Source organism: Paraburkholderia nodosa DSM 21604 (assembly GCF_000519185.1).
Taxonomy (GTDB): domain Bacteria; phylum Pseudomonadota; class Gammaproteobacteria; order Burkholderiales; family Burkholderiaceae; genus Paraburkholderia; species Paraburkholderia nodosa.
The window spans coordinates 110,492-124,401 of record NZ_JAFA01000003.1 but is presented as its reverse complement, the minus strand read 5'-3'; the positions used below and the strand labels follow the sequence as shown (position 1 = coordinate 124,401).

At 65.8% G+C, this 13,910-nt stretch carries 12 protein-coding genes; 6 read left to right on the top strand and 6 right to left on the bottom strand.

Translation table 11 applies throughout. From position 1 onward, the window contains the following. The first annotated feature begins 204 nt into the window (after nucleotides 1-204). Entirely contained in the window at nucleotides 205-495 is a 291-nt protein-coding gene (locus A3CW_RS0105065) for a DUF1488 family protein (RefSeq protein ID WP_028202589.1), read from the top strand. A 105-nt stretch (nucleotides 496-600) separates the two neighbouring features. Here the strand turns inward: A3CW_RS0105065 and A3CW_RS0105060 are convergent, their stop codons facing one another. The 4 genes from A3CW_RS0105060 to A3CW_RS0105045 all read right to left on the bottom strand — a co-directional run bounded on the left by A3CW_RS0105060 (nucleotide 601) and on the right by A3CW_RS0105045 (nucleotide 4,317). Beyond that, nucleotides 601-1,134, bottom strand: a complete 534-nt coding sequence (locus tag A3CW_RS0105060) for a cytochrome b (RefSeq protein ID WP_028202588.1) — start codon at nucleotides 1,132-1,134, stop codon at nucleotides 601-603. A 182-nt stretch (nucleotides 1,135-1,316) separates the two neighbouring features. Next, on the bottom strand, nucleotides 1,317-2,618 hold the full coding sequence (locus tag A3CW_RS0105055; protein WP_028202587.1) for an NCS2 family permease: 1,302 nt from the start codon (nucleotides 2,616-2,618) through the stop codon (nucleotides 1,317-1,319). Between the two features lie 335 nt (nucleotides 2,619-2,953). After that, a complete protein-coding gene (locus A3CW_RS0105050; protein WP_028202586.1) occupies nucleotides 2,954-3,223 on the bottom strand; it encodes a DUF4148 domain-containing protein in 270 nt (89 codons plus the stop codon). Between the two features lie 83 nt (nucleotides 3,224-3,306). Continuing rightward, nucleotides 3,307-4,317, bottom strand: coding sequence for an AraC family transcriptional regulator (locus tag A3CW_RS0105045; RefSeq protein ID WP_035512369.1), 1,011 nt, complete (start codon nucleotides 4,315-4,317; stop codon nucleotides 3,307-3,309). Nucleotides 4,318-4,542: 225 nt separating this feature from the next. Between A3CW_RS0105045 and A3CW_RS0105040 the strand changes: the two genes are divergently transcribed. From A3CW_RS0105040 to A3CW_RS0105025, 4 genes are all read left to right on the top strand, one after another. Further along, on the top strand, nucleotides 4,543-5,676 hold the full coding sequence (locus tag A3CW_RS0105040; protein ID WP_028202584.1) for an acyl-CoA dehydrogenase family protein: 1,134 nt from the start codon (nucleotides 4,543-4,545) through the stop codon (nucleotides 5,674-5,676). Between the two features lie 159 nt (nucleotides 5,677-5,835). After that, nucleotides 5,836-7,560 carry an AMP-binding protein gene (locus tag A3CW_RS0105035; RefSeq protein ID WP_028202583.1) on the top strand — a complete coding sequence of 575 codons (1,725 nt, stop codon included), beginning with the start codon at nucleotides 5,836-5,838 and terminating at the stop codon, nucleotides 7,558-7,560. A gap of 19 nt (nucleotides 7,561-7,579) precedes the next feature. Continuing rightward, nucleotides 7,580-8,365 carry an enoyl-CoA hydratase gene (locus A3CW_RS0105030; RefSeq protein WP_028202582.1) on the top strand — a complete coding sequence of 262 codons (786 nt, stop codon included), beginning with the start codon at nucleotides 7,580-7,582 and terminating at the stop codon, nucleotides 8,363-8,365. A gap of 3 nt (nucleotides 8,366-8,368) precedes the next feature. Beyond that, on the top strand, nucleotides 8,369-9,517 hold the full coding sequence (locus A3CW_RS0105025) for an enoyl-CoA hydratase/isomerase family protein (RefSeq protein WP_028202581.1): 1,149 nt from the start codon (nucleotides 8,369-8,371) through the stop codon (nucleotides 9,515-9,517). Between the two features lie 4 nt (nucleotides 9,518-9,521). On the opposite strand, the gene A3CW_RS45310 is transcribed toward A3CW_RS0105025, so the two are convergent. Both A3CW_RS45310 and ppnP read right to left on the bottom strand, forming a co-directional pair. Further along, nucleotides 9,522-10,970, bottom strand: coding sequence for a chloride channel protein (locus A3CW_RS45310; protein ID WP_081771528.1), 1,449 nt, complete (start codon nucleotides 10,968-10,970; stop codon nucleotides 9,522-9,524). A gap of 117 nt (nucleotides 10,971-11,087) precedes the next feature. Beyond that, entirely contained in the window at nucleotides 11,088-11,408 is a 321-nt protein-coding gene (gene ppnP, locus A3CW_RS0105015) for a pyrimidine/purine nucleoside phosphorylase (protein ID WP_028202580.1), read from the bottom strand. 227 nt (nucleotides 11,409-11,635) lie between these two features. Between ppnP and A3CW_RS0105010 the strand changes: the two genes are divergently transcribed. Further along, on the top strand, nucleotides 11,636-13,897 hold the full coding sequence (locus A3CW_RS0105010) for a TonB-dependent receptor (protein ID WP_028202579.1): 2,262 nt from the start codon (nucleotides 11,636-11,638) through the stop codon (nucleotides 13,895-13,897). Nucleotides 13,898-13,910 lie beyond the last annotated feature (13 nt).

Genomic DNA, 13,910 nt, shown 5'->3' with positions numbered 1-13,910 from the left:
GCTATTTCAGGTGTGTGACAACGTCGACTTTGCGGGCGGCAGGAAGTCGTCTAAAGTGAATCAAATCAACCTGCGCGAACGTGTCGTTCGCCAGGGTTGGTGTTGATCCGCGCGAGCCGGATCGGGGTGTTCCCAGGCACCAGGTTGGGGCAGCCCGAGGGCGGTTGAACGCGGCCTTTTCACCCTCCACCAAAGGCGACCACCATGCAGATCATGTTTCCGAATGAGGTGCCCGAGTACTCGGGCCCAGACCTGACCTTGGCGTTTCCGGCGATGATCGATGGCGAGCGGGTGGAGTGTCTGATCACGGCGGCGGCGCTGGAAGACCACTTCGGGGCGGCTTCGCCGCGCGCCGAAGACATGCTCAGCGCGTTCGACCATCATCGCGACCGCATCGAGGCTTGCGCGCGCCGTTTGCTCTCCGAAACACGTGCGCAGTGTCTCGTGCTGCGCAGCGGCTACGTGCGTTTCGTGCAGGCGCACGCGAGCGCGTAGTCAACGCAAAGGCGCCCGCCAGACGCGGGCGCTTTCGGTTCAACTGAATTTTTTTGCCGCGCCCGTTGAGGCGCGGCTTTCGTTTACGCGTGTGCCGCTCTGCCGCTAGATCATGCGGCGCAGCGTGTTATCGCGGAATACGATGTGATGCGCGATCGCCGCGAGCGCGTGCAGCCCGATCACCCAATAGAACAGATTGCCGATCAGCACGTGCGCGTCTTTGAGGAACTTGCGCGCGGCGGGGTCTGGGCCGACGAGCGTGATCTGCAGATCGAGCCCCGCGAGCGTGACCGGATGGCCGCCGGCGTTGATCATCAAAATGCCGAGGAGCGGCTGCACGAAGATGAACAGGTAGAGCGCGAGATGCACGAGGCGCGAGAGAAACGACAGCAGCGCGTTCGAGTCGATCTCCGCGGGCGCGCCGCGCCAAAGACGCCACGCGAGGCGCAGCACGGCAAGCGCGAGCACGAGCGAGCCCGCCCAGAAATGCACGTTGCTCCAGAACACGCGGCTGTCCGTGCCCTTGGGGCCGCGCACCTCGATCGCGAGATAGGCGAGCGCGACGAGCAGGAAAATGACCCAGTGAAAGAAGATGGCGGGCTTCGTGTAGCGTGCGGTTGCGGCGGGGTAAGTTGCCACGTGGCGGCTCCTGTGTACGGGGATCTGGAGATATCTTCCTATGATAAGGACGACGCGCCGTGCGGAGCGGCCAGGCGGCTGCGAAGTTTGATTCTGCGGGGTGGCGGCGGTGAAAAAGAGGCACGTTGCTGGCGAATCGCCCGCTAAAACAAAAAGGGTGGCGCGAAGCCACCCTTTTGCTTTTACGCGTTGCCGAGATAGAAGAACCGGAACAGGAACACGGCGGCGATGATCCACACGACCAGTTTCACGTCGCGCACGCGGCCCGTGAGGAGCTTCAGGCCCGCATACGAGATGAAGCCGAACGCCACGCCGTTGGCGATCGAGTAGGTGAACGGCATGACAAGCGCCGTGAGGGCGGCGGGTACGACTTCGGTGGCGTCGTCCCAGGGCAGATCGGCGAGTTCGCGCAGCATCAGGCACGAAACGTAGAGCAGCGCCGGCGCCGTGGCGTAGCCCGGCACGACGCCCGCGAGCGGCGCGACGAACAGGCACGCGAGGAACAGCACGGCCACGGTGAGCGCGGTCATGCCGGTGCGGCCGCCCGCCTGCACGCCCGAGGCGCTTTCGATATACGCCGTGGTCGACGAGGTGCCGAGAATCGAGCCCGCGAGAATCGCGGTGCTATCCGCGAGCAGCGCGCGGTTCAGGCGGTGCATCTTGCCGTGCACGAGCAGGCCGGCACGGTTGGCCACGCCCATCAGTGTGCCGGTCGCATCGAACAGCTCGACGAGGAAGAACACGAGCACCACGTTGAGCACGCCCGTGGAGAGCGCCGCCTTGATGTCGAGCTGAGCGAAAGTCGGCATGATCGACGGCGGCGGCGAGAAGACGCCGTGGAACTGGTTGCCGCCGAAGAAGAACGAGAGAATCGTGACGCCCACGATGCCGATCAGGATCGCACCGCGCACCTTCAGCACGTCGAGCGTGACGATCGCGAAGAAGCCGATGATCGCGAGGATCGTGTGCGGATCGTGCAGGTTGCCGAGTTCGACGAGCGTGGCCGGGCTGCCGACCACCACGCCCGAGGTCTTCAGCGAGATGATCGCGAGGAAGAGACCGATACCCGCTGTGATCGACACACGGATCGAATGCGGAATGCCATTGACGATGGCTTCGCGCACGCGCAGCAACGTGACGATGAAGAACAGGCACCCGGAGATGAACACCGCGCCGAGCGCGGCCTGCCACGTGAAGCCCATGCCCTTCACGACGGTATAGGCGAAATATGCGTTCAGGCCCATGCCGGGCGCGAGCGCGATGGGGTAGTTCGCGTAGAGGCCCATGACGAGCGAGGCGAGCGCCGCGACGAGGCAGGTGGCGACGAATACGCTTTCCTTCGGCATGCCGGCGTCGCCGAGAATGGCCGGATTCACGAAGATGATGTAAGCCATCGTGAGGAAAGTCGTGATACCGGCGAGCAGTTCGGTGCGCAGGTTGGTGCCTGCTTCTTCGAAACCGAAATAGCGTTTGATGGCGTCCATGAAGATCGGGCCCTTGAGAGTCGAGCGGGTTGTTCGCTGCTTGTTGGTGTGGTGTCTTGCGTGTAGCCGGCGCGGCTGGTCCTTGATGTGCCCATGCACGCGCGCGCATGCCGCAGCGTGCGGCTACGGGCGCGATTGTAAACAATTGTCCGTCGAGCGCAGAAAAGCCGTCGTCGTGAGCGTGGAACGGTTACAACAGCGCGCGTTGCGGTAGCAAGCGTGAGAGGGCGTGGCGAGTGCGCCCGTGGCGGGAGGCAATGGGCACGACCGCCCGCAGGCGCCGGGCGTTGCTTCGCCCGGTGCCGGGTTACTGCGGCCGTCCTGCAATCAAGCGGTTACTGAGACATTTGACCGGCGGGAGCGCCATGTCCGGCGCGCGCCGCACGCCGTTGCGCGACGATCGCGCCCGCACGTTGCGCGTTTTCCGGGTAGTCGATCCAGTCGAGCGGATCGTAGCCCGCCTGCCGCCATTCGATCAGATCCGCCCGGACCTGGGCTCGAGTCAGCGGTTGTGAGGGATCGTACGGTTGGGCCACCGCCGCAGCCGACGCGAAGCAGCACGCTGCGGCGAGGACGCCGAGCGCTACACGCGGAAGGGAGTTCATGGCAAGGCCTTTCATATTAGGGATATCCCTAAAAGTATAGGCGCTATCGCATTAAGTCAAAGGGGGATCGGGGGCTTCCTGGGTTACCCGCGATGCTTCGCAAAGTCGTTGCGGGCGTTTGCCGTGCGGTAGTCGGTCGGGCGTTGGCCGGTCCATTTGCGGAACGCCCGGTGAAACGCGCTCGGCTCCGCGAACCCGACCGCGGCGGCGACATCGGCGACTGAGCGGCCCGGCTCCTGCAGCGCCGCGATCGCGAGGTCGCGGCGCAATTCGTCCTTGATCGACTGGCAGCTGTGGCCTTCCTGGCTCAGCCGCCGGCGCAGCGTGGCCGGCGCCACGTTCAGGCGCTGTGCGATGGCGTCGGCATCGGGCCACGCGGTGACGGGCAGGGCGCGCAGCGCGCGTCGCACGCGCGCGGCGAACGAGCCCGGATTACGGTACTTCACGACGAAGTTGCCGGGCGCGTTGCGCAGAAACGCCCGCGCCGAGCCGGCAGTCTGGATCACGGGCAGTTCGAGAAAGCCGGGCGCGAATTCGAACCAGGTGGCCGGCTGATCGAACGCCATGTCGTCGCAGAGCATGAGCTGGTAGTCGTGCGCGGCGTCCGGCTGCTGGCAGCGAAAGCGCGCCGCGAGAAGCGGAATGCGCCGCCCCACGAGCCAGCACACGAGCCCGTAGACGAGGATGAACCAGGTGGCGTATGCGAACAGGGTGGGCGTGGGTTTGCCAGCGCGATGCGAGAGCGTGACGCGCACGCGCGTGGCGTCGATGTCGATCTCGCCCGACAGATCGTCGAGCACGAGCCGCATGAAGTGCACGGCGCGCTGCAGCGCCTGGCGGCCCGTGCTGGCGCCGAGCGCCGAGTGCGTCATGGCGATGAAGCTGCCGCTCTTCATCGCGTGCGAATCCTGGCCGAAGAATTCGTCGTCGAGCGCGCGCGCGATGCCCGACCACAACTGGCCGTATTGCGCCGCGCTCACGCGCGCCGCGGGCGCGAGCAGCACGGCCGGCGCGATGCCGGCGGCATCGGTGAGCGGCGCGGTTTCGAGGCCGCCCGCGCGCGCCAGCGCGAGCGTCTCGTTCACGAGGCTCATCGAGATCGTGCCTTTTTCGCTCAGTGTTTGCGTTCTCGCCGGTTGCACAGAGCCGCTTCCCAAAGGGTTATCACAGCCGATATGGTAAATCCGATCAGCGACTTTGAGCGTGGCGGGCATCGAATCCGGTCGCCCGCGTGCCTACACTTTTCACAAGCCTTGCAGCCGGGGCCGCATCGCGCCACAGTGGAAGGCAAGCGCAAGAGATACAGGAAGGGGACACACATGGACGAGTTCTACACCGACGACCAGCGCATGATTCGCGACGCCGCGCGCGACTTCGCAAGCGGGCAGCTGGCGCCGAATGCGGCGCAATGGGACCGCGACGGCAGGCTGCCGGACGAGGTGGTCAAGCAACTGGGCGAGCTGGGCTTTCTCGGCATGATCGTGCCGCAGGAGCAGGGCGGCTCGTACACCGACTACGTGGCCTACGCGCTCGCCATGGAGGAGATCGCGGCCGGCTGCGCCTCGTGCGCGACGCTCGTGAGCGTGCACAACTCGGTGGGCTGCGGGCCGATCCTGCAGTTCGGCACCGACGCGCAAAAGGACCGCTGGCTCGGCAAGCTCGCGAGCGGCGAGCTGATCGGCGCGTTTTGCCTGACCGAGCCGCAGGCGGGCTCAGAGGCGAATAACCTGCGCACGCGCGCCGAACTGCGCGACGGCAAGTGGGTGCTCAACGGCAACAAGCAGTTCGTGACCAACGGCTCGCGCGCGAATATTGCCATCGTGTTCGCCGTGACCGATCCCGACGCTGGCAAGCGCGGCATTTCCGCGTTCATCGTGCCGACCGATACGCCGGGCTTCAACGTCGGGCCGCACGAGAAGAAGATGGGCATCCGTGCTTCGGACACTTGCCCGATCTCGCTGGTGGACTGCGCGATTCCCGAAGCGAATCTGCTCGGCCAGCGCGGCGAAGGGTTGAAGATCGCGCTCGCGAATCTCGAAGGCGGACGCATTGGCATTGCCGCGCAGGCGCTGGGCATCGCACGCGCGGCCTTCGATGCGGCGCGTGCCTATGCCCATGAACGCGTGCAGTTCGGCGAGCCCATCATCAAGCATCAGAGCGTGGCTAACATGCTGGCGGACATGCATACGCGCATCAACGCCGCGCGGCTTCTCGTGCATCACGCGGCGCGGCTGCGCACGCTTGGCAAGCCGTGCCTTTCCGAGGCTTCGCAGGCCAAGCTCTATGCTTCCGAAATGGCCGAGGAAGTGTGCTCCCACGCGATTCAGATTCATGGTGGCTACGGCTTCCTGAATGACTATCCGGTGGAGCGCCACTACCGCGATGCACGCATCACGCAGATTTATGAAGGCACGAGCGAAGTGCAGCGGATGGTGATTGCACGGCAGCTTTGAGAAGAAATGAGGAAGACGAAGCAATAAAAAGCGAGCGCTTATGCGCCATAGCTATGCATGGGACCGGAGCAAGTGCTTTGCATGGGCCCGGAGTAAGTGCTAAAGCACTAACTCCGGGCGACAGCTAAAGCGCCAACTCCGGCTCGACAGGAGACGACGATGACCGGGTTCACCCCTTCCGCGCAGGCCTTCATCGACGCACGCGAGCTGCTGCTGCGTCACCGTACCGACTACGCACGCGCGTACGATGAATTCGCGTGGCCGAAGCTCGACACGTTCAACTGGGCGCTCGACTACTTCGACGTGATGGCGCGCGGCAACGACAACCCGGCGCTCTGGATCGTCGACGACCTCGCGGACGGCGGCATGCGCTATTCGTTCGCGCAGATGTCGGAGCGCTCGTCGCGCATGGCGAATTTTCTGCGCGAGCAGGGGGTTGCGCGTGGCGACCGCTTGCTGTTGATGCTGCCCAATCGCGTCGAACTCTGGGACGTGATGCTGGCGGCGATGAAGCTGGGCGCCATCGTGCTGCCCGCCACGACGCAGCTCTCGCCCGACGACGTGCGCGAACGCGTGGAAACGGGCGGCGCGCGCTACGTCGTGGTGGACGCCGCCGAACTCGGCAAATTCGATGCGCTCGACCAAAGCGTGAAGCGCATAGCGGTAGGCGCGGCGCCCAATGCGTGCGAAGGCTGGATCGATCTTTCGCGCGCGTACGAATCGAGCCCCGCGTTCGAACCCGACGGCCCGACGCGTGCCGCCGACCCGCTCCTGCTCTATTTCACCTCGGGCACGACCTCGAAGCCCAAGCTCGTCGAACACACGCACGAGAGCTACCCCGTAGGCCACCTCTCGACGATGTACTGGATCGGCCTCATGCCTGGCGACGTCCACTGGAACATCAGTTCGCCGGGCTGGGCCAAGCACGCGTGGAGCTGCTTCTTCGCGCCGTGGAACGCGCAGGCCTGCGTGTTCGTCTACAACTACGCGCGCTTCGTGCCGAAAGACACGCTCGCCGCACTCGTGCAATGCGGCGTGACCACGCTGTGCGCGCCGCCCACGGTGTGGCGCATGCTCGTGCAGGAGCCGCTCGCAACGTATGCGGTGAAGCTGCGCGAGATCGTGGGTGCGGGCGAGCCGCTCAATCCCGAGATCATCGAGCGCGTGCGTCACGCGTGGGGCATTACGATCCGCGACGGTTACGGCCAGACCGAAACGACCTGCCAGATCGGCAACTCGCCGGGCCAGCCCGTGGTGGCGGGTTCGATGGGACGGCCGTTGCCGGGCTACCGCGTGGAACTCGTCGATGCCGACGATCATCCCGCGAGCGAGGGCGAAATCGCGCTACCGATTGGGCGAGATTCGGCACACCGTCCGCTCGGCCTGATGACGGGCTACGCGAACAATGCGAAGGCGAGCGAATACGCCACGCGCAACGGCTACTACCACACGTCCGATGTCGCCTTGCGTCGCGACGACGGCTCTTACGTCTACGTGGGCCGCGCCGATGACGTGTTCAAGTCGTCCGACTACCGTCTGAGCCCGTTCGAGCTGGAAAGCGTGCTGATCGAGCACGAGGCGATCGCCGAGGCGGCGGTCGTGCCGAGCCCGGACGAGCTGCGCCTCTCGGTGCCGAAGGCCTTCGTCATCGTGCGTCAGGGCTTTGAGGCGGGCCCCGAACTCGCGCGCGAGGTGTTCCGCTTCTCGCGCGAAAAGCTCGCGCCGTACAAGCGCATTCGCCGCCTGCAGTTCAGCGACTTGCCCAAGACCATCTCGGGCAAGATCCGCCGCGTAGAGCTGCGCCGACGCGAAATGGAGCGCAGCGCCGAACCCGCGCGCCAGCCCGACGAGTATTGGGAAGAGGATTTTCCCGAGCTGCGCTGATATCCACACGGAGTCCGAAATGATCGAATTCGAGTACGCGCATGAGGGCGCGGTGGCCCTGCTCACGCTGTCGCGGCCGCCGGCGAACGCCTTTACGACCGATGGTTTGCGTCAGCTCCAGCAAGTCATCGAAGCGTTCGACCGCGAGCCGCAGGTGCGCGCGGTCGTCATCACCGGCAGCGGGCCGAAATTTTTCAGCGCGGGCGCCGACCTCAATGCCTTCGCCAGTGGCGATCGCGAGGTCGCACGCACGGCGGCGAGCGCGTTCGGCGCGGCATTCGAGGCGCTGCAGAAGGCGCGGCCCGTGGTCATCGCGGCGATCAACGGCTATGCGATGGGCGGCGGCCTGGAGTGTGCGCTCGCGTGCGATATCCGCATTGCCGAGGAGCATGCGCAACTCGCGCTGCCCGAGCCAGCCGTAGGGCTGCTGCCCTCCGGCTGCGGCACGCAGACCTTGCCATGGCTCGTGGGCGAAGGCTGGGCCAAGCGCATCATCCTCACGGGCGAACGCGTGGACGCGCAAACGGCGCTGCGCATCGGTCTCGTGGAGGAAGTCGTCGCAACCGGAGGCGCGCGCGAGGCCGCGCTCGCCATGGCCGCGCGTGTTGCGAGCTTGAGCCCGCAAGCGGTCACCTTCAGCAAGTCGTTGATCCATCAGGCGCGCAATGGCGTGCCGCGCGGCGCCGCGCTCGCCGTCGAGCGCGAGCGCTTCGTCGATCTGTTCGATTCGCCCAACCAGCGCGAAGGCGTCAACGCGTTTCTGGAAAAACGCAAACCGCGCTGGCATATTGAAACGGAGAACTAGGCAATGAATGCATCACCCGCTTCCACCCAGGCCGTAACGGAAGCCGAACAGGACGTGCTGTTTCGCGTGGTCAATCGCGTGGCGATCGTCACGCTCAACCGGCCGGCTGCGCTCAATGCGCTTTCGCACGCCATGGTGCGCGAGCTGGCCGTGCTGCTGGAACGCGTGCGCACGGACGACGGCATCGTCGCGCTCGTGCTGGAAGGTGCGGGCCCGAAAGGCTTTTGCGCGGGCGGCGACGTGCGCGCGATTTATCGGCTCGCACGCGAGAAAGCGCGCGAAGGCGCGAACGGCTGGCAGCAATTCTTCGTCGACGAATATCGTCTCGACTACGCGCTGCACACGTTTTCCAAGCCGCTCGTTGCGCTGCTCGACGGCGTGACGATGGGCGGCGGCATGGGTCTCGGCCAGGCGGCGGCGCTGCGCGTGGCGACTTCGCGCACGAAGATCGCGATGCCGGAAACGCGCATCGGGCTCTTGCCCGATGTGGGCGCGACGCACTTCCTCGCGAAGATGCCGGTGGAAATGGCGCTTTACGTGGGCCTGACCGGCGCAATGCTCAGCGGCGCGGACGCGCTGCATTGCGGCCTTGCGGATGCCTGCGTGCCGGGCGAATGGCTCGATGGCTACGAGGCGCGTTTGCTGGCCGCGCAGTGGTCAGGCGATCTGCATGCTTCGTTGCGCGAAGTATTCGTCGCGCCGTGTCACGAGGCTGACGATGGCGCGCTCGCTGCGTTCACGCCGCTCATCGTGCGGCACTTCGATCGCCGCCTGCGTGTCGAGCAGATCGTCGCAGCGCTGGGCGCCGACCTCGAACGCGAACACGCGCAAGCCGAACGAGCGTGGCTCGAAGCCACACTCGAAGCGCTCGCGCACTATTCGCCCACGATGCTCGAAGTCACGCGCGAAGCGCTGTTGCGAGGCCGCCAGATGACGCTCGCCGAGTGTTTTCGCATGGAGCTTGGCATCGTTGGCCGTGCGATCGATGAAGGCGACTTCTGCGAAGGCGTGCGCGCGCATCTCGTCGACAAGGACCGCAAGCCGCGCTGGGCGCCCGCCACGCTCGTCGAAGTACGGACCGAACGCGTGCAGCATTTTCTTGCGTCGCCTTGGCGCGGCGAGGCGCATCCGCTGGCGGACCTCGGCGCATAGCGGTTCAGTCGGAGGATTCGCGCGCTGACGGCTCGCGCAGTGCGGCGAGCCGTAGTGCACGTTCGGCGCTGAGTGCTGGCGCGCCCTGAGATGGACTCCGCGCACGCGTCAGCAGCCGCAGCGTGGCGACCGAACCTCCCACGGCGAGCAGCAGCGGAATCGCAAGATCGTGATTCGCGTGAGTGAATTCGAGAATCAGCACGGTCGCGGTGATGGGCATCTGCATCGAGGACGCGAGAAACGCGCCCGCACCGACGATCGCAAATGCACCCGGCGAAAGACCGGGCCACACATGGTTCACAAGCCCCGCGATCACGATGGCGAGCAGCGCGCCGTTCGCGAGCCCAGGCGTGAGCAGGCCGCCCTTGGCGCCCGCGCGCAACGTGGTCGTCGTGATGAACACACGCAGCACGAGCAGCGTGGCCGCGAGGCCGATGCCGAGATTGTCGTCGAAGCTCAGGCCGGCCGGCCCCTTGCCGTTGCCGAGCAACTGCGGAAACCAGATGGCCAGCAGGCCAATGCCCGCGAAATTCACCAACGTATAGAGCGGCAGCCGCCAGTCTTTGGGCGAGGCGTCGCGCGCGCGGCTCGTCACGCGTGAGAAAGCGTGCGCGGCCGCGCCGAACAGCGGCCCGCAGAGCACCGACCACACCACGAGCTGCGCGTTGATGCCATAGGCGGGCACGTGGTATTGCTGCGCGTCGCCGAGACCGATCCATGCAATTACGGCCGCGATGGCCGAGGTGCTGATCGCCGGCACCGCCACGGACCAGCCGAACGTGCCGAGCAGCACTTCGAGCACGAACATCGCGCCGCCGAGCGGCACGTTGTACACGGCCGCGAGCCCCGCGCCCGCGCCGCACGCGATCATGACGCGGCGCTCCGCGGCGGTGAGGCCCGTGCGCTTCGCGAGCCAGCTCGCGAACGCGGCGCCGATCTCGCGCGGCGCGACTTCGCGCCCGAGCGGCGAACCCATCGCGACGGTCACGATCTGCAGCAGCGCGTGCACGGTGGTCGCGAAAATGGGCATGCGCTTGCCGCCCGGCTTGATCGCCGCGCTGATGCTCACGAGCGGGCGCGCGTAGCGATAGAGCGCCCACCATCCGCCGCCGCCGATCAGCCCGCACGCCACGAGCACCGCCACGCGCCGCCAGGGCGCGGTATCCGTCACGCCTTGCAGAAAACTCTCCTCGCCGATGATGTGCCCCGCGCCGTAGCCATAGGCGACGTGCTGGATCGCGTGCAGCAGCAGCGCGAGCAGCATGCCGGAGAGGCCCGCGCCGATGCCGGTGAGCACGGTCACGATCGCCAGCGTGACGAGCGGGCTGCGTGGCGGCGGACGATCGGCGTTGGCGCGAGGGCGCGGCGAGGGTTGGGGCGCGGGTTGGTGCGTGACGGATGACACGGGGGGAAGACAGGCGTGGGAGTCGCCAGGCGACGGGCTGGCGCCCATTGTAGCGAGGGCATGGGGGCGGCGCGTCCAGCGCGCCCGGCACGTCCGCCCAACGTTCGGCACAAGCAAAAACGCCCGCCGTGAGTCACGCGGCGGGCGTTCGAATCGATGCAGCGCTTACAGGTAGCTGCAAACGTAGTCGAGCGTCTCGACCACTTCGATGTCGAAACGGCTCTTGCCCGGCACCGAGAACGACTCGCCGGCGCTGTAGGTCTTCCACTCGTCGGTGCCTTCCAGGCGGATGCGGCACTGGCCGGCCTGCACTTCCATCAGCTCGGCGGCGTCGGTGCCGAAGTTCAGCGTGCCCGGCAGGATCACGCCGAGCGTCTTGCGCGAGCCGTCGGCGAACAGCACGGTGTGCGACACGCACTTGCCGTCGAAGTAGACGTTGGCGCGTTTGACTACGGAAACCTGGTCGAATTGTGCTGCTGCCGTCATGGCGGTCTTCCTCTGTCTTCGTGAATGGAACCGGGCGCGCGGACGACGCATCGTCCTGGGCGAGGCCGCCATGATACCGGCAGTCGGTCGCGGCGGCCCCATGGCATCGCCATAAGAATTGCGAATTGAATGTTTACAAACAAATGACTAGTTATTACAATTGCTATCACAAATGCGAATCATGCGCATTTGCAACTACGACAATTCGCCGACCAACACGCTTACTCATGTCCGTCCATTTCCCGACGCGGATGCGCGCCATCGCCTCCGTCGCTGCGCTCTATTGCTCCGGTTTCTTCGCATCGCCTCTCGCGCACGCGCAGACCGCGCCCGCCGCCGATAGCCCCGCCGCCGCGAGTGCAGCGGCGGCAACGCCGGCATCGTCCACCGCGGCCGCGGAAAGCACGCTGCCCGCCGTGAAGGTCGTTTCGGCGCCTTCCGACATGCAGACCAAAACGCTCGAGTCGTACAAGTTCACCGCGCCGCTCATCGACACGCCGCGCTCCATCACGGTGATTCCAGAGCAAGTGCTGAAGGAGAAGAACGTCACGACGTTCCAGGACGCGCTGCGCACGGTGCCCGGCATCACCTTCCTGGGCGGCGACGCGGCGGCGAATCCGTCTGCGGACCGGCCCGTGATTCGCGGCTTCGAGTCGCGCAACTCGATCTTCGTGGACGGCATGCGCGACTCGGGCGTGCAGAACCGCGAAACCTTCGACGTGCAGAACATCAGCGTCATCAAGGGTCCGGACTCGGTGTATGCCGGGCGCGGGTCGGTCGGCGGCAGCATCGACATCACGACGAAGACGCCGCAGGCCGACAACTTCATCAACGGCAGCGTGGGCCTTGGCACCGATAGCTACCGGCGCGCCACCATCGACTGGAACCAGACGCTCAACGACACCACCGCGTTCCGCCTGAACGCCATGGGCCACGACGCCGACCAGGCGGGTCGCACCGACGTGTACAGCAAACGCTGGGGCGTGGCGCCCTCGATAGCGTTCGGCCTGAACACGCCGACCACGGTCACGGTGAGCTACTACCACCTGAACACCTACGACATGCCCGACTTCAGCGTGCCGTTCCGCTCGACGGGCGGCACGCCGGTGTCGTCCAACCGCGGCCAGTTCTACGGCCTGAACACGCGCGACTACCGCTACGGCCAGACCGACACGGGCGAAGTGAAGGTGGAGCACCGCATCAACGACGCGTGGAAGATCAAGAACACGACGATGTTCGGCCGCTCGACACTCGACTACGTGGCGACCAATCCGCAGTTGACGAGCGCGGCCTCGAACATCCTCAGCCTGCAGGCCAAGAGCGGCAAGTACGCGACCAACAGCGTCGCGAACCAGACCGAGGCGAACGGCAAGTTCGACCTGTACGGCATGCGCCACACGTTCACGGCAGGCGTGGAATTCAGCCACGAGCAGGACCTGTACGAGGGCTATCTCGTGAGCGATTCGGCGGGCAACAATATCCGCTCGGGCGGCCCGTGCTCGGTTGCGTATAACTGCGCATCGATCAACAACTGGAACCCGAACAATCCGTGGACGGGCAGCATCGTCCTCAATGGCGACAAGGGCTTCCCGGGGCCTGCCACGCATACGCAGACGAATATCGCTTCGGCGTACCTGTTCGACAGCGTGCAGCTTTCCGAGCGCTGGATCTTCAATGCGGGCTTGCGCTTCGACCGCTATGACGTGAGCGCGCAGCAGGCGGGCGTGGCCGATCTGTCGAACACGTCGAATCTCTTCAGCTACCAGTTCGGCCTCGTGTTCAAGCCCGTGCCGACCTTGAGCCTCTATGCGTCGTACGGCACCTCGGCGAATCCGCCGGGCTCGAATTCGGGCCTTGGCGGCGGCACGGATCAGATCACGGCCACGAACAAGGATCTCGCGCCCGAGCGCTCGCGCAATATCGAAGTGGGCGCGAAGTGGGACGTGCTCGATCAGCGCCTCTCGCTCACCACGGCGTTGTTCCAGACCGACAAGACCAACGCGCGCGTGAGCGACGGCCTGGGCGGCACGATCAATGCGGGCTCGCAGCGCGTGCGCGGCTTCGAATTTGGCTTCGCGGGCAACGTGACGAACAAGTGGTCGGTGTTCGGCGGCTATTCGTACCTCGATGCGATCACGACCGATGCCGGCCCTGCCAGCCCCGCGCTCTCCGGCTTGCCGATGGTGATGGTGCCCAAGCACAACTTCACGCTGTGGACGAGCTACGACGTGCTGTCGAAGCTCACGGTGGGTGCGGGCGCAACGGTTTCGAGCCTGACGTATGCATCGGTTTCGGCGACGTCGCGCAAGTGGACGCCGGGCTATGCGCGCTTCGACGCTGCGGCGACGTGGCGTGTGTCGAAGAAGATCGATCTGCAGCTCAACGTGAACAACATCTTCGACAAGGAGTACTACCAGAGCGCGTACCCGATCTACGCAACCTGGGCGCCGGGCCGCTCGGCGGTCGTGACGGTGAGCTTCTATCAGTAATCGCGAACGCCGC

Bases quoted from the DNA above. Each gene is read 5' to 3' on its own strand.
- A3CW_RS0105065 (WP_028202589.1), top strand. From the start codon at position 205: ATGCAGATCATGTTTCCGAATGAGGTGCCCGAGTACTCGGGCCCAGAC.
- A3CW_RS0105055 (WP_028202587.1), bottom strand. From the start codon at position 2,618: ATGGACGCCATCAAACGCTATTTCGGTTTCGAAGAAGCAGGCACCAAC.
- A3CW_RS0105050 (WP_028202586.1), bottom strand. From the start codon at position 3,223: ATGAACTCCCTTCCGCGTGTAGCGCTCGGCGTCCTCGCCGCAGCGTGC.
- A3CW_RS0105045 (WP_035512369.1), bottom strand. From the start codon at position 4,317: ATGAGCCTCGTGAACGAGACGCTCGCGCTGGCGCGCGCGGGCGGCCTC.
- A3CW_RS0105040 (WP_028202584.1), top strand. From the start codon at position 4,543: ATGGACGAGTTCTACACCGACGACCAGCGCATGATTCGCGACGCCGCG.
- A3CW_RS0105035 (WP_028202583.1), top strand. From the start codon at position 5,836: ATGACCGGGTTCACCCCTTCCGCGCAGGCCTTCATCGACGCACGCGAG.
- A3CW_RS0105030 (WP_028202582.1), top strand. From the start codon at position 7,580: ATGATCGAATTCGAGTACGCGCATGAGGGCGCGGTGGCCCTGCTCACG.
- A3CW_RS0105025 (WP_028202581.1), top strand. From the start codon at position 8,369: ATGAATGCATCACCCGCTTCCACCCAGGCCGTAACGGAAGCCGAACAG.
- A3CW_RS45310 (WP_081771528.1), bottom strand. From the start codon at position 10,970: ATGGGCGCCAGCCCGTCGCCTGGCGACTCCCACGCCTGTCTTCCCCCC.
- ppnP (WP_028202580.1), bottom strand. From the start codon at position 11,408: ATGACGGCAGCAGCACAATTCGACCAGGTTTCCGTAGTCAAACGCGCC.
- A3CW_RS0105010 (WP_028202579.1), top strand. From the start codon at position 11,636: ATGTCCGTCCATTTCCCGACGCGGATGCGCGCCATCGCCTCCGTCGCT.